Consider the following 18,226-nt stretch of genomic DNA (forward strand, 5'->3'; position numbering starts at 1 on the left):
ATATTTACTTTGCCGACCCGGGCACGCCTTCCCAAAGAGGATTGAATGAACATTCCAATGGACTGCTTCGGAAAGACGGCCTGCCCAAGCATATGGATTTCAACACAGTGGATCAGAGGATGGTTGCTTCAGTAGCCTCCAAGAGAAACCACATACCCAGAAAGTCTTTGAACTACCAGACACCGCTGGAAGCATTTATGAGTTACATGGATGTAGGCAGGCTGTCTAGCTTATTTTGACAAACGAAGTGACATAAAAAAACTCCTAAGTTGACAGATAAAAAACATCTGACAACTTAGGAGACTTCAGATCATCAGCTTTTCCTATTCCAATGCCATATATTCCCTGTACATCGTTTCGTAATTGATTGCGCCTCTCACCATGTACTGTGTCACACCTTCAGAATCGATCATGTATGTCGTCGGATAGGCAGACAGCTGATAACTGTCCTCCACCGCTCCCTCTGCGTCCAGCAGCACAGGCATCGTCAGGCCAAGTTCATCGACAAAACCGGAAACACCTTCAATATTGTTTTCAGAATGGGTCAGATTCACCGCTAAAATGGCAGCATCCACTTCGTTATACAGCTTTTCAAAGTCAGGCATCTCAGCCCGGCAAGGCGGACACCATGTCGCCCAGAAATTGATGATGACCGGCTCACCTCTGAAATCTGACAACTTCACGGTCTCACCTTCAAGTGTTGCCACTTCAAAGTCAGGTGCCGTCTGCCCCGTTCCCAGTCCCGTATCTTCCTGACCGTCATCATTATCCGATGAACCGAAAAACTCATAGAACGACCAGCCAAGCATACCCACAACCACCGCAATAATGATATATTTTTTCATCGCCCAACTTCCTTCTTATCATTTTCTCCGGACTTACCGTATGCGCTTATAATCATCACTATCGTACCTGCTGCAAGAAACGCGGCAAACCACGGCCGCATTGTGTAGTCAAAAACTGTTACCGTGCCGTAAACAGCGGATAAAACGACAATGCCCGCACTCCATAACAGTACAGCGGTAATGAGCAGACTCCTCTTTTCAATCCGGCTGTAAAGCATATAGAACACCAGAAATATAACAGCAAGCATCAAAAAGTAAACGAACGCGTATGTATCATCGTAAATGACAAAATGTATGAACTCGTACATCATCGATGATGTTAAAAATAAAGTGATCATACCATCTGAAAACTCTTTTAAATCCAACTTACCTTTTAAACTTTTATAAATGATGACACCAGCAGTTAGCACAACTGCCAAATAAAACACCCTGGAGTCGCTTGGATACGCGAGCACCACCAAAGGATCCTCCAGGAAAATATCAAGATTCAATAAGATCTTTATTAAGTATATAAAAATAATCAGGTTGATGAACTGAGACAGCAGTGCCTCCAGTGTTTTCTTCTGCTCACTTTTAACAGCATCATTGATCAAAATATAAAAGACACTGCCGAATGTTGCGCTTACACCCAGAATGACGGCTGAAATCAATGTTTCGGTAATAACCATGGCAGTACCCTCTCAGATTCAAATTTAACTTACTCTGTATATTAGCTGTATCCGGCCATTAATAAAAGCCCTCCGTTTCAGAAGGGCTTAATACTTATCAATCCTGGTCCTGCTTCTTGATAAACAGCTTTTTATTGCCGGGGTTTTTATACCTCGGCTTTTCCCTGCTCAACGAGATGAAGAGCGACCAGATCATCAGTATGATGACGATTGAGAATGGCAGTGCTGCGACAATCAGCATATTTTGTATGGACTGCACACCGCCTGTGTAGATCATGATGATTGCGAATGCCGATAAAATGACACCCCAGCTGATTTTGACAAAGCTCGCCGGATTGATACTGCCTTTTGTCGACAGCATTCCCAGCACGAACGTTGCCGAATCCGCCGATGTCACAAAGAATATGACAACAACCAGCACTGTAAATAAGCTCATGATGTAACCGAGCGGATATTGTTCCAGCATGGCAAAAGTCGCCGTTTCAGTCGCATATTCCGATATCGTTGCAATGCCGTTCAGTTCAAGATTGATCGCTGAAGCACCGAACACTGTAAAGAATATGAACATGACCACTGAAGGCACGATCAGCACACCGATGATGAATTCCTTGATTGTACGGCCGCGGGACACACGGGCAATGAAAATACCGACGAACGGTGCCCATGATACCCACCATGCCCAGTAAAATATCGTCCAGTCGGCAACCCAGCTCATCTGACTTTCGTCATTCATCGGGAGACGCATTCCCATTTCAAAGAAGTCAGTAATATAATTTCCGACCGAATTCGTAAATGAATTTAAGATATACAATGTCGGACCAATGATGAACAACGCGAGTAAAATGGCAAAGGCCAGGGACATGTTCAAATTACTCAACCGTTTGAGGCCTTTATCAATGCCTGACCATGCAGACCATGTGAAAAGTACGGTTGAACCTGCGATGATAGCAAATTGAACCGGGAAACTGGATGGAATATCAAAAAGATAGCCCAGCCCTTCATTAATCTGCATTGCACCGAATCCCAACGTCGCCGCAACACCGGTCACTGTCGCGATGACAGCTAAAATATCTATCATCTTACCGAAGAAACCCTGTGCCCATTTTTCACCGATCAGCGGTGTCAAAGTCGCACTGACAAGACCCGGATAGCCTTTATGGAAATTGAAGTAGGCAAATGTCAGAGCGACAATCGCATACACCGCCCATGCATGGATACCCCAATGGAAAAATGAGTACTGCAATGCTTCATCGACCGCAGCGGCAGAGCCCGGTTCTGATACCGGCGACGATGTGAAAGCATGGCTGATCGGTTCTGCCGTTGTCCAAAAGACAAGTCCGATTCCCATACCCGCACTGAATAACATCGCAAACCAGGAAGGCAGTGAGAACTCAGGGTCCTCATCCTCTTTGCCCAGCTTGATGCTTGAGTAACGGGAAAATAATAAGTAGACACAGATGGCCAATATTATCATGATCAATAATAAGTAGTACCAGCTGAAATATGTAGAAATGAATGCCGTAATATTTCCTGTAACCTGTTCGGTCTCTTCCGGCACGATGGCACCAAATGCTACAAAGATCACACAGATTGAAAGTGCAACCCAGAATACCGTGGAAACTGATTTGAGTTTCATGAAATTGCTCCTCTATTCACTTTTTAATAATCCCGATAAATTGCTCACGGATTAATTTACAGTTTTATACTATAGACTAACCCGGACGCTTTCTCAAGGTTATCCGGAAGACTTAAGGGTAAAAAGTGGCCGATCTTTATTGTTTATAATCATCTTACATTTTTCTTTAATATTCACTCGTCTTTGACAACAAGTCCCATCAGCGATGCCATCTGGACCGCCTGCATGCTGGAAACGATGCAGCCTGCGAGACCCTCCCTTTTAATGCTCAGCGCTTCAAAATATGAAGTGCTGATATCCACGCCGGACAGGGAAGTATCGATAAACCTCGATTCACTCAGATCACATTTTTCAAATTCAATATTTTTAAATTTAACATGGAAAAAGTCTGCCGTGACGAACCGGGTGTCTTCAAAAAGTACATTTTCAAGCTTTGACTCATGGAATCCGGAGAAGTTTAACAGTGATTCCCCGAATTTGATATGTTTCATGATGGATTCATCAAAGTTTACACCCGTCATTTTACAGTTGATGAACGCCACACGGTGCATCGATGCTTTGTTAAAGGTGGTGTTTGAAAAGTCACAGTTGATAAAGCGTGTGTCCGTCAAATCCGCCCCGTCAAACTCATTATCCGATAAATTGCTCTCTCTGATGACCGAACCGTACGAGATGAGCCTTCTCAATTCCCCATCATTGAAACGTTCATCGATGATTTCAACACCGTCAAAAATCTGATCTTCGTCTTCCTGTACACACTCATATGTCGCACTTTTTGGTTCAAGTACTATTTTCGGCTGTTTGATGTTCATATCCGTCCCTCCTGATTATTAAATGATTCTACCCCATTTCATCTTAATGTTATAATTATACCAACTCTATTAAGGTAGATGTCTATGAATAATGATGAATTGATTGAAGCGGAAAAGATTTGCGGCCGCGCTTTGGAAAAAGTTGAAGCGGCACTGACCCATTTAAAGTCTGCAAAGCGCTGGGGCACTTTCGACCTATGGGGCGGCGGGTTTCTGACCAGCTATTTTAAAACAAAAAAGATTGAGAAGGCAGAGGTAGAAATCGGACTGTTGCATGAGGCACTCAGAAAACTGAATGATTCTTCAGAAGAAGTCAGGTATGCGCTCGATGGCTTTGAAACATTGACAAACCTGCAGAAAACTTTAGATATCGGTCTCGATGATATTTATACAAACTGGAAAAACCAGGCGCAGGTTAAACGCAATATTTCTTTGTTGGAAGCGCTTCATGGCAATCTGATCGACCTTGAAAAAGATTTAAGTTCAAAACACGTATAATAAAAACCCTCACTCCAGAGGGTTTTTATCATTTCTTGAACTGTTTGGGCTTTTCAACTTTCATGCTTAAAATCTCACCGCAGTCCGTACATACATCGGCAATCATTGCACTGCCGAACGACAACAGCTTATGTTTCGGCCGCATTGCCGCATAACCGCTCAACTTCCCTTGTTCTATCTCCTTGCTTCCGCATTCCGGACACTCTTTTTCTTCCATCCTTCTCCTCCTAATCATTATTCAACGCTGTATCAAAAGCTTTCTTCGTCTCTTCATCAAATAAAACCCATGTCACCAGGTCAAAGGCTTCAGGATTTTTTTCAGTCATCTCTTTTACTGTATTGACCGCGATCGATGCCGCTTTATCGACCGGAAAATGATAAACACCTGTAGAAATCGACGGGAAGGCAATTTTCCTGATATCGTTATCCTTCGCCACTTCCATAGATCTCCGGTAACAACTCGCAAGCAGTTCTTCTTCATTATTACCCCCGCCGTTCCATACCGGACCGACTGTATGAATGACGTGCTCCACCGGTAAGTTGTAGCCGCCGGATATTTTCGCATCTCCCGTCTCACAGCCCCCGAGTTTCCGTGTTTCTGTCAGCAGTTCCGGACCTGCAGCTCTGTGGATCGCACCGTCCACACCGCCGCCGCCCATGAGACTTTTATTCGCCGCATTGACAATCGCGTCAACATTGTTAACTTTTGTTATGTCTCCAAGTTCTGTCTGAAGCATTTTATCACTCCTTTAATACTGCTATACCCTGAAAATTTAATCGATAAAGTACATTTACAGAATCTGTTTATAAATGACTGAAAACGTCTATAGTACAATAGAACAAATAATACACGAGGTGAATATCTTTATGACAAAAGTTGCAGTTGTTGTCGGCAGTTTACGTAAAGATTCCTATTCCAGAAAGCTCGCAAAAAACATGGCATCCCTTCTGCCGGATGGTTTTGAACCTGAATTTGTCGAGATTGGAAATCTTCAGCTGTATAACGAAGAATATGACGGCAATGAACCGAAGGAATATATCGATTTCCGTAATCAGATCAAAGGCATGGACGCAGTCATGTTCGTCACTCCGGAATATAACCGTTCCGTACCCGGCGTACTGAAAAACGCCATCGATATCGCATCCAGACCGTACGGTGAAAGTGTCTGGGACGGCAAGCCCGCAATGGTTGCCAGCCAGTCCATCAGTAATCTGAGCGGCTTCGGTGCAAACCATCACCTCCGCCAGTCCCTTGTTTTCCTCAATATGCCGGTGCTCCAGCAGCCTGAAGTGTATATCGCAAACAGCACAGAGCTTTTTGATGATGATGACAATGTGAAGTCAGGAGATACTGTAGAATTTCTGCAGTCGGCAGTGGATGCATTTGTTGAACACGTTAAGAGATATGTATAACTTATAGAAACGGACGCCTCTGAAACAGTCATTCCAGAGGCGTCTTTTATTTTACTTAATGTTTTCTATCAAATCTTCAATAAAAAGCATATCATCGATCGGTTGTGTCCCTGCAGGTTTCGGACGGGCGGATGAAACCGCGACGACCACTTCTTCTTTCGGGTCGATATGAAGCACCTGTCCGTGGATGCCGAAAGCCTGGAACGCTTTATGTTCTTTTGATTTTTTCGTCCAGGCGGGCCACCACATGAGACCGTAATTCACAGTTCCCCCGTTATCCAAAGTCGTCGGTCGTCCAGCCTGCTCTGTCCACCACTCAGGCAGCACCTGCTTTCCGGCAGCCTTCCCACCGTCCAGAATGAACTGACCAAAACGTGCATAATCTCGTAACACAGCCGAGAAGCCGCTGCCGCCGATTTCATTGCCGCCGGGAGAATCCAGCCACCATGCGGCTTCACTTTCCATACCGTACGGTTCCCATACTTTCTCTGAAAAATACTCAGACAGACTTTTTCCTGTCGCGCCGATGACAATTTCACTCGCTACAGTCGTCTCTCCTGTCGAATAGTTATGAGTCTTTCCAGGGTCACCTGCCTGTGGCAGTTCCGACATCACTTTAAGCAACCCGCCCGGTTTTTGCGCAAGCTGGGCCTGTAGGAAATGACGACGGTCGGAGTCGGGATTGGTGTATGTCTCATCCCATTTCACACCCGAATTCATTCCGAGAATATGACGGACAGTCGTGTTTTCATAAGCACTGCCTTTCAACTCCGGTACGTATTTCACGGTCAGGTCCTCCATACTCTCTATGTAACCGTCCTGGATCGCGGCACCCACCAAAGTAGATGTGATTGATTTTGCCACAGACATCGACATCCAACGCGTGTCCGGACCGTTCCCCCTCAAATAATTTTCATACACCATCTCACCTTTTTTAAGCACAACAATACCCGTTACCGAATTCAAAGTCAGATAGTCATATAAGTCATAGTTCTGATCGGCAAGCTCTGTTGTTTCATCCTTAATCTGGGACTTAAACGGTCCTAAAGACAAGGATGATTTCTCAAATGGCCTGGGAGCGGAAGAAGCAGGGATTTGACGCGTCGGAAAAAGCCGTTCTATATTGCGGAATGTATTGATCGCAAGATCCGGCATCATGTTGCCATTGTAAATATTATTTATCGTGCCTATTTTCTCATTCTCATGTCTGTAAAAGCGCATTATGCATTCTCTCCATTTCAAAAATATATATATTTACATCTTCCCCTCCCTCCGTTTCTCAAACGGCAGTCACAAAATATTAACAGGCATACAACTATGCAAAACTCCTTTCTTAGCGTATAATTACAACAGTGAAATTTAGGAATCCACTTAGATTCAATACACTTTAAAGGAGCAATATAAGCTGTTCATGAAATTTTTATTTAACTTTTCGTTACTCACCATCTTAACGATTGTGGCAGTATCACTCACATTAGTCAGCATAAATACAGTATTGGCAAACCAATTCGTACAAGAGTCCACACAGATTGCTTCAACACAGATCTCTTCAGAATCATCTTCGAAAGAAAACACGGAAGAAAAGCCCCAACCAGATTCACTCCATCCAAAAGTCGCTGAAAATGCAGAGATTTTAAAAGAAAAAGCCGCTGAAAAAGATATTGCGATACAGATTACAGACGGTTTCCGCACCCATGAAGAACAGGATGCACTGTTTGCACAGGGCAGAACTGAACCCGGTAATATCGTGACCAACGCGGGAGGCGGAGAGTCCTATCATAACTACGGACTCGCGGTGGACTTCGCTGTAGAAAATAACGGTGAGGTAATGTGGGATACCTCTTATGACGGCAATGATAACGGCAAATCCGACTGGGAAGAAGTTGCAGAAATCGCCAAAGACCTCGGCTTCACATGGGGCGGCGACTGGGAAGACTTTGTCGACTATCCTCACCTCCAGATGGATTTCGACACTTCAATCAATGACTTACAAAAAGGCAATCATGACATTTATTAATATATAGATATAAGCTTCTCAGGCCGCATATAATCACGGCTGAGAAGCTTTTTATTCTTTCTCTGAATTTCAAACATAAACAACCTGTTATTATTCACTCAGTTATGTGTATGATATGGGGAGATATAAACTTTCAGGGAGGAATATTCATGGAAATACTCGCAAATGTGCTTTCAGGCCTGGTCGGCGGTGCGCTCGCACTGGTGGGCGTCTGGATGCAAAATAACAAGCAGGATAAAGATACACAGCAGGAACTGAAAAATAATATTGTCAGTTTGATTGATATACACCTTTATAAAATCGCCCAGACAAGAAATATCGAACTGAATAAATTTAAAGCCATGGCGAATAAGCAGGAAACTTCCGAGGCTTTTTATGATGTCAAAAATAATTTTGAAGAAATCGATGATCAGATTCAGGAACTGATGAGTTTAATCAGAATCTATTCAAAAAACTCAAATGAGTGTGTGCAGGATTTACTGAAGAGATTCCAACCGCTAAATCAGCAGCTAAACAAATTTACACGCGCCCACAGCATATATGTAAATAAGTTTGACGATAAAAAATTTGACCGTGAGAATTTAGCAAAGTCCAAGTATAAATTGGATACGGAGTTAAAAAACTACATAGATAAGATGAGAAATTTTTCAAATAACCATTTTGACCATCCAATCTTTGAGTACCCGCTTAAAGAATTGGAGTATTAATACAAATAAAACGCTCCAGACCGTGAATAATCCAAAGTCTGAAGCGTTTTTATTAGTTTATAGAGTTTTTAATCCGATTTCATGCCTGAATCTCATTTCTTCTTCAGACATTCTTCTCTCAAATTCTTCAAAAGTAAGTGCATCATGATGGACACCGATACCTACTTTTCTCACACTGATTTCATCATCTCTTTCATCAGAATCTTTAACCGTACCCTGCTTCAAAAACAGGTTCTCATTGGGCTCCTTCTTATTGTTGTAGCTCTTCGGATATATAAAGTAGCCCTGCTTTGAGTCAAAACGATACATATAAGCAACGAGCTGCAAATAGTCTCTCCCATGAATGCCACTGTATCGCTTATATTTCGCATCAGCGACGGTCCTGTCTACACTATTCCTGGAAATGAAATCCGGATAAATCAGTCCGATTGATTTTTCGAATAGATGCTGTCTTCCCTCCCCCGTCTTATTCTGAGGATGCAGATAAACATCTTTTATCAGCAGATTCACATATTCCTCAAATAACCAGGCACCATCAAATAATATCCCATATACTTTATTCTCAGTCGATTTCTTATACATACTCTCATTTGCTCTTAAAATTGCGAGACACAGCAGTTGTAATGTTCTGTACTCAAAATAATAGCCGTGCCTGACCGGCTTCTTTAAATTGTGCTGTATGATAGTTAATACGTTGAGCTTCCGGTAATTGAAAGAGTGCTCTTCTATTTGTTTAACGTTATTTCTCGTAACATCATCATGACTTAATACACCCCGGAAATCTTTTCTCATCTTAATGAATTCTATAGTATATCTGATCAAGTTTATCACTGGATTATCATAGCTGAATTCTCTTGTAGTATAAGCAGCCTTACCTGTAAAAGGAGAGTTTTCTTTTAAATGCCTTTTAAAGTCTATTTTCCCTTTTATATTGGAATCATTGTGGTGACGGTGCTGATATTCTTTTAACAGACCTTTTCTTAACGCCAGGTTTAAATACCTGGGAAATAAGAATATCAGAATATCGAGATAGCCTTTCTTCAGCTCCACATCTACATCTTTGTTAACTATATTGATATTCATTACTTTTTTTATCATATAGTAGAAAAAGTAGTTATTCTGCCTGTCAAACCTTGAACCTATGAACAGCTGCTCATTTTCATGACCGATAATCCCCATTATATTAGTCGTTTTCAGAACATTGGAGTTTGATTCCAAAATCATTTGTTCTGAAGATAAATCATCAGTCTCATCAAGTCTCGGCGGAAATAGAAAGAGGTCTTCAGATTGAAGTTCACTTAATTCTTTGTCAGCAATTTTTTCGATGAAGTTTTCAGAGATACTGACATCCTCAATAGCGATGTTCCTATTATTATCAGTCGTCCTCATGAAGCTCATCCTGAACGGTTTCTGATTGTCTTTTGCCATCATATGCTTTTTTTAGATTATCCAGTATTTCTTTTTCATCTAAGAAACCCCGGACATACTCTTCCAGCAGTGGCTCTAAATAATCTTCCCATAATAAGTCAAAATCATTATCCAGTTCTTTAAGCTTCAAGAAATAACTTGGGCCGATATGGTAGTGATCATTTAAATTTTCTGTGTCACTGATTTCTGCATTTAATCTTTTTAGATGAGGAATCGCTTCTTTACTGATATCCTGCCTTTTTAACATCTCAAGTTGACCTTCATCATCCGCTTTTATCTCTATAAATCTAAATCTGCGCCTCATTGCAAAATCAAAGTTTTCAACACTTCTGTCGATATCGTTCATAGTACCTATAATGTACACATTTTCAGGTATATATAACTTTTCATATTCATTTTCCAGCGATGAATATTGTGTTTTCACAGCACCTGATTTACCACGATATCCCGGGTCAACGGCGAAAAAGAGTTCCCCGAAAATCTTTGAAATTTCACCACGATTGATTTCATCGATTACGAAAACATGTGCTGCTCCTGTGTCAGTATCCCTGGGAGGTTCATAATTTTTTAGTCCATACTCTTCTTTTAGATGTTTAACAATTGCTTTTCTGTAATTATCCAATCCGCCTTTAGGAACCCCTGGTAATCCTCGGTAAACTTTATAACACTGGTCTTTGTTATAGTACATCGATGTATCTTTCTCTTTTACTCCTTCTACAGCTCGAACATACGGCTGCAGATTCATTCCTACGCCTGTAAGAGTTTTTAATTTATAAGCATTTTCCGGGTTCTTGATAGTCACCTCATTCACTTTTTCAAGAAATCTTTCCCATGCTTCGTCAAAATTATCAACACCCCCGTAGTGTTGAGAACGGATTGCGTGATTTAAAAACTTCTTAAATATTCCCGGGGTCAGTTCGAACCCCATTTGACTGCCTTCTAAATTCACTGGTTTGTATCCTTCAACAAAATCTGTGTAGTCATAGCTTGGGTGGAATTGAACAAACTCAAAACGCTCTTTTTCTTCATCAGTCAGATCGTTAAATGTTAAAGTTCTCCCATTACTTATAATTTCCGCTGCGATTTGTCGGGCCAAATAAGTTTTACCTGTTCCCGGTGCACCACGAAAAATTATATTTTTTGAAGACTTGAGTTTTTCAGTATATTTTGATTTAGGCATCATTTCAGCTCCATATTCTTCTCTTAGATATTCAAGATACTCTGAAGCAAATTTAGTTCGTTTAAAAGTACTGTACCCTGCATCTTGACTGCCTATCAAATTTGTGTTTTTTCGAATGATTCTTAATTCCTCTTTATACTTCTTGCCAATCTGATGAATGACATCATGAGCTGACTTGAATTCTTCTACTGATAATGAAAACAGATTATTCGGTAACTTGTTTAAGTCATCTATTTCCTCTTCATCCAGACTCTCAATGTTAAGCAACAAATCTTTAATAGGCATTACGTCTATTTTTTGTTTATAATTTTCATCATCAGTTGACCCACGCAACCAAAGCATTTTCGCATCAGCTGCTACCCAGCTTTCTGGTTTTTTATTGTTTGATAACTTATATCTGGAAATCCAGTCTTTAAACCCCTGTTCGTGATACTCAACCAGATCAGAAGATGTAATATTTCTATTCCTCCCCTTGATTAATTCGTCATATGTCAACATAAATTCATAAGGTGTCATCTCTTCATTTAATGTAAGTTGATATTGCACCTTCATTAATTCAGACTGTACATTCGCATATGTCTTAGCTTCTATATTCAATATACTTTTAACAGCTTTTACACCATAATCCCTCCCGATGAATTTTGTCCATTTATCAGGATATAATAATGAAATATACTTATTTAGAACAATTATCATAGATCTATTATTTATTCTGTCGAGTACAGCTGTGTAAATAGCTTGATAATCTTCTGAGGTTGAATTGTAATCCAGTGAATTGATTAAACCATCGGCTTCTTTCAATCCGTTTATAAAATTATTAATTTCCTGGAGGACCCTGGATTCATCAATAGTTTCTTTTTCAGACCATTGGTTTCCCAGACTATAAGTCTCTTTGTCCGAGTCATACCTTACTAAATATGAGTAGGGGCCATTTCCCATTACTACGGATCCCTGATGCTTATATCTCCCTAATGTTATCTCATAAAACAAAGAATCCGTACTTTGATTTCTCCATACCAATTTCTTTAATTTTTCCTGATCAGTTAATTGTTCCAAAGTTTCATAACCATATTGTTTTCTAAATTCATTTGAGACATCTTCTGTTTCATCATTCAGATATTCATACTTTTTATCGGAAATTAATTCCCGGTTCTTTTTAAATATCCCTTTTACTTTCTTTGCAGCACTGATATATCTTTCATCGGTTAAATTCATTCTCTATGTCAATCCCCTTTTAAAACCATAATTATTTCTGGCTATTCACCCTATAAAATCTAAGGTGCTTCAATAAAGAACTCCTATAGAAAGCCGGGTCCTTTTAAAAGTTATAAACAATTTCCTCAAAGATTTCAGTTGATTTTAAGGCTTCATCCAAGTTATTTTTCCTTTTCAGCATAACGTATATTGCACATGCTTCAGCCTGGCAGTTAATTGATTTCTTTGGATTAAAGCTAATATCGGAAAAAGCATTATACTCTAGTATTTTGAGGGAAAGTTCAGGATTATTTACCAGAGCCTGTATATAGAGCCAGTTATAGAATAATGTTTCCGGTTTGAGTTTAAAAACCCTGCCAAAACATTCGAATCCAGTGAGTTCATCTGTTTCATGAAGCTCCCTCATTCTTTTTTTCAAATTTTTTGAATCCATACCTTCTTCGAGCAGCTTTGTCTGAACTCCTTCTCTCTTAAACACTTTTGACGTTTGGAACAGCTGTTCCACTGTAAAATGATATCCTTTTTTAGTTTCAATCTTAAGGTTGAAAGCACTTAACGCAACCCCAAGCTCTTTTATTGAAGCAGTAGAAACCTCCAGTATGTTTTGATTATGATACTGTGAAAACGAATTGTGAAGACTTTCTACTGACCTTTGTTTCTGCACTTTTGAAAAGCCGGGAAACCATTCGAAATCCACTTCTACTTTTTGGAATTCATTATTACTATCAACTATGTACACATAACGCTTAGCCATAATCCACCCCTCTGGAATTTAATGTATTTAACCGGGCTGTTCCATCTTCAATTGCTTTTTTCAATACTGGGCCTTTGTTAAAAAAATCTTCGGAATAGTATATTTCATACTTATTTGTATCAACGCCACATAGTTTTAATCTAAGCAATTCTTTGTTAACTCTCTCCTGATGAGGGAATATTAGTCCAGTGATATACTTTTGGGGTATTTCTTTATAAATCATTACTTCAGCCTGCATATCAGTCGGCTGATTTACAGGCATCATTAGATTCCTATATCTCTTATATCCGTTTTGTATAGTCACTTGATCATTGTAAATACTTTTGAATGCTTCAATACCCTGTTTGATATGTTTCCCTTTGTCCTTTGCCGCATTGAAGGGACAGAAAAGTGAACTCTCATTAATAATGGACGGTGAAATTTCAATAATCACCCAATCTTTAAATAAAGTAATATCTCTGTCTTGAGCATTTTTGAAGTAGTATGGATTCGGATACTCCACAGATGTACAGATATAATCCTCTTTACCATCCCATCTTTTTTCATCTATTTTTTCAAGTAGTGGCTTATCTGAAATGAAATTGTTAGCTACAATACCATTCATATTGGGATCATTACCCAATATGAATGGTAAGTTTTTTGTTTTTGTAAAATGAATTAACCTTGTAATGCCTCTTTCTTCTACAAACTTTTGATATACATCCATCACTCACTCCTCCTATCCACGAAATTTACATCAGAGACTTCCGGCAGTATCGGTGACTCTTCTCCAGAATAACTGATTATAAGACCGCTTCTTGCACGAGTCACTTCAACATATAAATTCGTAATAAACAACTCCAGCGTTTCTACGGCATTCTCCGGCGGGTTTTCAATATCAATGTCAGCTTCCCATACAACACCTTGTGAATCCAAATCTTTCACATATTGTTCTTTACTTTTCAGCGGCAGTATTACAGTGTCGAACTCCAGACCTTTGACCTGTTTGATTGTTCCAATCTGTAAATTAGAACTTGAATTTGCTTGAGTAAACCCTTCAAATTTTATATTCGATGATTTAAGATGGTCCTTTAGATTTTTAATTTCGTTCCCTGGTACAATTATTCCAACTGTTCCTGTTTCCATTCTTTTTACTGCCAGTTCACAAATTTCTTTAATCTCTGTATTCATGTTTTCATATCGGAGCAAGAATGGTTTTTCTATATATTTTTCTCGAATGTCAGGGGCTACATAATTCTCATTATTTTTGTCAAAGTATCGTGATTCGGCAATTTTTTCAGCATATGTCGCAATTTGATAAGAGTTTCTGTAATTTTGAGAAAGAGTATGCCTTGCATGAGTGTTGAAGCCCATTTCGGTCCATGTCATCCGTTTTCCAAAAACGCTCTGAGCAACATCTCCAATTAATATATATTTCGACTGATTTTCTAAGCTTTGATCATTTTTACATGTAATCAAAGTTTTAATAAGATTAGCCATAGAAGGGGTCAAATCTTGAAATTCATCAATAATGATGTATTTATATAATTGATATTTACTATTTTCTTCGTTATGTACACACTTTCTATATTCATTCAGAAATTGATTTAAATATCTATAAATACTGTCGAAGCTATACAATCTATTGATGTCAGATGATTCCATCAATTGTAAATAAGATAAGTATATTTCCCATATATATTCCCTATCATCCCTTCTTATTCTATGTTTACGTCTTCCAACTCTATCCGCTGCTTTATAAGCTGCAAAATCAGCAATATCCCATCTCTCAATCCAGCTGATCTCTTCAATATATGTATCTGAACTTCTTTTGAATATTGCCATATCACTGTATTTTTCAGATGTTTCTTGAACGGCTTTAGCGATTAGCTCCTCTTTTTTAGCGGGCATCAATGCCGGAATAATATCTCTTCTTTCATCTTTTAAAAACTGAGCTATATTCTTTGCAGTCGGAGTTGTATACCCCCGTTCTTTAGTGTGTTCTGCCAGATCAACAATCATTTTTTGAGAAAATGAGTATATAGTATCAATTATTAAATTCTTTGGATACTCCTGATTTAAGTATTCACACACAATTTTACAATCTTCTTTAATTTTATTATTCACTGCACGATTAAAAGTAAGTAATAAAATTTTCTCACCCGGATTAGAAACGGCTAGATAAATAGATTTATACATAGCAAGCAGTGACTTTCCAGTACCAGCACTACCAACGATTAGTAGATTCTGTTCTTTAGGTAAATATAATATTGATGTCTGTTCGCCTTGCAAAGTAGGGATACTCACAATATTCCTCCTAAGTACTTATTTGCATAAATTATAGCAAATACTTAATGTGTTTTTGTTAAATATTCTAAAATTTCAATGATTTAAATCATTATCTTTACAAAATGATATTCCATACAAATAAAACGCTCCAGACCGTGAATAATCCAAAGTCTGAAGCGTTTTTATTACGTTAATTTCTATTCATCAATACTGACTTCATATAGTGAGAAGCTCGTATTCGGCGATATTCTCAAATTGTTGACAGACTCATGATATCCGACACTCACGTTTGTATGATGCATCGGTACCCACACCGCGTCATTGGTCGCAAATTCGTTGATCTCGTGGAGCAAGTCCAGTCTTTCATCCTGATCGATCGTTGTTCTCGACTGTTCTACAAGTTCGTCAAATTCTTCGTTGTTATATCTCGCACGGTTGGTCGAGCCGATATTGTCCGAGTGCAGGTTAGGATAGAAGAGTTCGCTTCCGTCAGCAGTACTGTTCGCCCAGCTGATGAATGCCATCTCATAATTTCCTCCTGCCGCTTCTTCCAGGAATGCGCCCCATTCCATCATTTCAATACTGACATCGAATCCTGCTTCCATCAGCTGCGCCTGAACGATTTCACTCATCAGAACGAAATGTCCTTCATTGGCTACAAGTAATGTAATCGGTGTTTCATCAAAATTATTTTCTTCTATCAGTTTTTGAGACTCTTCCAGATCATAATCGTAGCCGAATTCCTGTGCAGCCTCATCATAGCCGAACACTTCCGGGCCGATGATGCTGTTGTTCTGGATGCCTGCACCGTTCAGCTGTTCTACATATTCATCACGGTCAATCGCGTGTGAAACGGCTTTTCTGAATTCAAGATTATTGAATGGTTCTTTCTCCATGTTAAATGCCAGATAGTTGATGCCCGTACCAGGCGTCAGGTCAAGTTCAGTATCTTCCATCTCCTCTATCCTTGGAATATGCTCAGAAGGCACATTCGGCAGGAAATCCACCTGGCCGGTTTCAAGCATTCCGACAGCAGAAGCGTATTCCGGAATAACATGCATGGTGACTTTATCGAGTTCAGGTGCACCTTTAAAATAATTTTCGTTTTTAGTAAGGACAATATTGTCACTGCTCGCCCATGACTCAAACTTGAAAGGTCCGGAGCCGACCGGTTCAGTCATGATATCAACGGACTTATCAGCTTCAGGAGACACGATCGAAGCATTGACGTGTGACAGTGCTGCAAGCAGCGGTCCGTACGGTTCTTTCGTGTTGATGATTACCGTATACTCATCTTCAACTTCGATGGACTCGACCGGCTCAAGCAATGAAGCCCTCGGTGCCGCTCTTTCTTCATCGAGCAGCTGTTCGAAAGTATATTTGACGGCTTCGGCATTTAAAGGCGTGCCATCATGGAACTCGATGCCCTCTATAAGTTTGAATTCCCATGTCGTGTCATCAAGCGCTTCATAGGAGTCCACAAGATGAGGTTCAATTTCCATCGTCTCAGGGTTATGTACAAAGAGCGTATCGTAAAGCTGCTCAAGCATGTAAGCAGAGACAGAATCATTCGTATCTAAAGGTGACAGCCCTACTGCATCAGATGATGTAGCAAAAGCAATTTCCTGACTTCCGGAATCTGCGCTTGCATCGTCGCCGGACTCCTCAGGTTCCACATCGGAATCGTCACTGCAGGCAACGACAAACAATGAGACAACTGCAATGAGTAGTGCATTTCTTAAAATCTTAAGTATCATAATTCCATCTCCTTTTTTTTATTGAATAACACTGATTATAGCTTGCCTGAAATATTAATACAATATAAATTTTTGACAATTAAAACTATTTTGATTTTATTTTTTATATCTCTTATATTTTTTTAGTGAAACTGAATGAGAGCACACAAAGAAGCAGCCGGGATAATCTCCCGGCTGCTTCCGTTCTAATTAATATATTTACTTCTTACCCAAATAATAATAAACAACTGCGACAAACAGTCCCCCGCCGATGATGTTGCCGATTGTCACCGGAATAAGGTTATAGATGAAACCGCCGACCGTGACAGTCTCAACACTGCTGTGCAATAACGCGATGCCGAGTATCGACATGTTCGCAATGCTGTGTTCGAATCCTGTTGCCACAAATGCAAAGATCAGCACGAACACCAATGCGAGTTTTGCTGCGTCGCCTTTCGCTCTTGCCGCTGTCCAGATGGCAAGACATACAAGCCAGTTACACATGATGCCCTGAAACAGAAGGTCTACAAATCCGTCGCTCATCTTATCCGATGCTGTCGCTACGGTGAAGCCGTCCATCTCAATCTCCGCGAGTATCCCGCTGAAATAGATCAGATAGGAAAACAGTATCGCTCCGATCAAGTTTCCGATGTAACACCAGAACCACAAAACAACCGTATCTTTCCAAGTCGTCACTTTGGACAGCGCACTGAACGTCAAGGTCATTACATTGCCTGTAAATAACTCAGAGCCGCCCCATATCACTATCGCCAGTGCCACACCGAATGTAATGCCGGTAATCAAATTCAAATACGGGGAGTCCGCAGCATAAAGCGGGCCGCCCATAAAGAACAGAACAATTACTCCAACCCCGATATATGCCCCTGCCAATATCGAAGCCACAATATATTTCATTTTTGACTCATTATACATGCCGACTTTATCGACTGCCTGACTGTTCATTGCATCAATGGTATCTTTGTACATGGTTACGCCTCCCGAATGATTAGTCATTTTTACTCTATCATATAGTCCACTAATTGATATAT

The 18,226-nt window shown here is 40.1% G+C and carries 19 protein-coding genes; 5 read left to right on the top strand and 14 right to left on the bottom strand.

Going from position 1 to position 18,226, the window contains the following annotated elements; translation table 11 throughout:
• A partial coding sequence (locus tag BO48_RS14715; RefSeq protein ID WP_496368557.1) for a transposase occupies nucleotides 1-239 on the top strand: 239 nt, incomplete at its 5' end.
• An 84-nt stretch (nucleotides 240-323) separates the two neighbouring features.
• Here the strand turns inward: BO48_RS14715 and BO48_RS14720 are convergent.
• From BO48_RS14720 to BO48_RS14735, 4 genes are all read right to left on the bottom strand, one after another.
• On the bottom strand, nucleotides 324-845 hold the full coding sequence (locus BO48_RS14720) for a TlpA family protein disulfide reductase (protein WP_496368559.1): 522 nt from the start codon (nucleotides 843-845) through the stop codon (nucleotides 324-326).
• Nucleotides 842-1,513: a hypothetical protein gene (locus tag BO48_RS14725; RefSeq protein WP_496368561.1), complete on the bottom strand. Its 672-nt coding sequence runs from the start codon at nucleotides 1,511-1,513 to the stop codon at nucleotides 842-844. The genes BO48_RS14720 and BO48_RS14725 overlap by 4 nt, the downstream gene beginning before the upstream one ends.
• A gap of 97 nt (nucleotides 1,514-1,610) precedes the next feature.
• Nucleotides 1,611-3,149 (bottom strand): BCCT family transporter, encoded by a 1,539-nt coding sequence (locus tag BO48_RS14730; RefSeq protein WP_496368563.1) that lies wholly within the window; start codon nucleotides 3,147-3,149, stop codon nucleotides 1,611-1,613.
• A 173-nt stretch (nucleotides 3,150-3,322) separates the two neighbouring features.
• The gene (locus tag BO48_RS14735) at nucleotides 3,323-3,961 is read right to left on the bottom strand and encodes a pentapeptide repeat-containing protein (protein WP_496368565.1); all 639 of its coding nucleotides are present in this window, start codon (nucleotides 3,959-3,961) and stop codon (nucleotides 3,323-3,325) included.
• A gap of 84 nt (nucleotides 3,962-4,045) precedes the next feature.
• Here BO48_RS14735 and BO48_RS14740 point away from each other — a divergent pair, with 84 nt between their 5' ends.
• A complete protein-coding gene (locus tag BO48_RS14740; protein WP_496368567.1) occupies nucleotides 4,046-4,459 on the top strand; it encodes a hypothetical protein in 414 nt (137 codons plus the stop codon).
• Between the two features lie 28 nt (nucleotides 4,460-4,487).
• Here the strand turns inward: BO48_RS14740 and BO48_RS14745 are convergent, their stop codons facing one another.
• A complete protein-coding gene (locus tag BO48_RS14745) occupies nucleotides 4,488-4,676 on the bottom strand; it encodes a hypothetical protein (protein ID WP_496368569.1) in 189 nt (62 codons plus the stop codon).
• A gap of 10 nt (nucleotides 4,677-4,686) precedes the next feature.
• Entirely contained in the window at nucleotides 4,687-5,196 is a 510-nt protein-coding gene (locus BO48_RS14750) for an O-acetyl-ADP-ribose deacetylase (protein ID WP_496368571.1), read from the bottom strand.
• Between the two features lie 130 nt (nucleotides 5,197-5,326).
• Between BO48_RS14750 and BO48_RS14755 the strand changes: the two genes are divergently transcribed.
• Complete coding sequence (locus tag BO48_RS14755) at nucleotides 5,327-5,872, top strand: NADPH-dependent FMN reductase (RefSeq protein ID WP_496368573.1); 546 nt, start codon at nucleotides 5,327-5,329, stop codon at nucleotides 5,870-5,872.
• 51 nt (nucleotides 5,873-5,923) lie between these two features.
• Here the strand turns inward: BO48_RS14755 and BO48_RS14760 are convergent, their stop codons facing one another.
• Nucleotides 5,924-7,093: a serine hydrolase domain-containing protein gene (locus BO48_RS14760; RefSeq protein ID WP_496368575.1), complete on the bottom strand. Its 1,170-nt coding sequence runs from the start codon at nucleotides 7,091-7,093 to the stop codon at nucleotides 5,924-5,926.
• A gap of 190 nt (nucleotides 7,094-7,283) precedes the next feature.
• Between BO48_RS14760 and BO48_RS14765 the strand changes: the two genes are divergently transcribed.
• Together BO48_RS14765 and BO48_RS14770 are read left to right on the top strand one after the other, a co-directional pair.
• A complete protein-coding gene (locus BO48_RS14765; protein WP_496368577.1) occupies nucleotides 7,284-7,889 on the top strand; it encodes a M15 family metallopeptidase in 606 nt (201 codons plus the stop codon).
• Between the two features lie 149 nt (nucleotides 7,890-8,038).
• Nucleotides 8,039-8,596 carry a hypothetical protein gene (locus BO48_RS14770; protein WP_496368579.1) on the top strand — a complete coding sequence of 186 codons (558 nt, stop codon included), beginning with the start codon at nucleotides 8,039-8,041 and terminating at the stop codon, nucleotides 8,594-8,596.
• A gap of 57 nt (nucleotides 8,597-8,653) precedes the next feature.
• Here the strand turns inward: BO48_RS14770 and BO48_RS14775 are convergent, their stop codons facing one another.
• The 7 genes from BO48_RS14775 to BO48_RS14805 all read right to left on the bottom strand — a co-directional run bounded on the left by BO48_RS14775 (nucleotide 8,654) and on the right by BO48_RS14805 (nucleotide 18,164).
• On the bottom strand, nucleotides 8,654-9,985 hold the full coding sequence (locus tag BO48_RS14775; RefSeq protein ID WP_496368581.1) for an McrC family protein: 1,332 nt from the start codon (nucleotides 9,983-9,985) through the stop codon (nucleotides 8,654-8,656).
• Nucleotides 9,972-12,419, bottom strand: a complete 2,448-nt coding sequence (locus BO48_RS14780; RefSeq protein ID WP_496368583.1) for an McrB family protein — start codon at nucleotides 12,417-12,419, stop codon at nucleotides 9,972-9,974. The genes BO48_RS14775 and BO48_RS14780 overlap by 14 nt, the downstream gene beginning before the upstream one ends.
• Nucleotides 12,420-12,522: 103 nt before the next feature.
• Nucleotides 12,523-13,173 carry a DarT1-associated NADAR antitoxin family protein gene (locus BO48_RS14785; protein ID WP_496368585.1) on the bottom strand — a complete coding sequence of 217 codons (651 nt, stop codon included), beginning with the start codon at nucleotides 13,171-13,173 and terminating at the stop codon, nucleotides 12,523-12,525.
• Entirely contained in the window at nucleotides 13,166-13,879 is a 714-nt protein-coding gene (locus BO48_RS14790) for a DarT ssDNA thymidine ADP-ribosyltransferase family protein (protein WP_496368587.1), read from the bottom strand. The genes BO48_RS14785 and BO48_RS14790 overlap by 8 nt, the downstream gene beginning before the upstream one ends.
• Nucleotides 13,879-15,459, bottom strand: coding sequence for a UvrD-helicase domain-containing protein (locus tag BO48_RS14795; protein WP_496368589.1), 1,581 nt, complete (start codon nucleotides 15,457-15,459; stop codon nucleotides 13,879-13,881). The genes BO48_RS14790 and BO48_RS14795 overlap by 1 nt, the downstream gene beginning before the upstream one ends.
• 179 nt (nucleotides 15,460-15,638) lie before the next feature.
• Nucleotides 15,639-17,198: an ABC transporter substrate-binding protein gene (locus BO48_RS14800; protein ID WP_496368591.1), complete on the bottom strand. Its 1,560-nt coding sequence runs from the start codon at nucleotides 17,196-17,198 to the stop codon at nucleotides 15,639-15,641.
• Nucleotides 17,199-17,396: 198 nt separating this feature from the next.
• Nucleotides 17,397-18,164, bottom strand: coding sequence for a formate/nitrite transporter family protein (locus BO48_RS14805; protein WP_496368593.1), 768 nt, complete (start codon nucleotides 18,162-18,164; stop codon nucleotides 17,397-17,399).
• Between the last annotated feature and the right edge of the window lie 62 nt (nucleotides 18,165-18,226).

This window comes from Lacicoccus kunmingensis DSM 17847 (assembly GCF_059568765.1).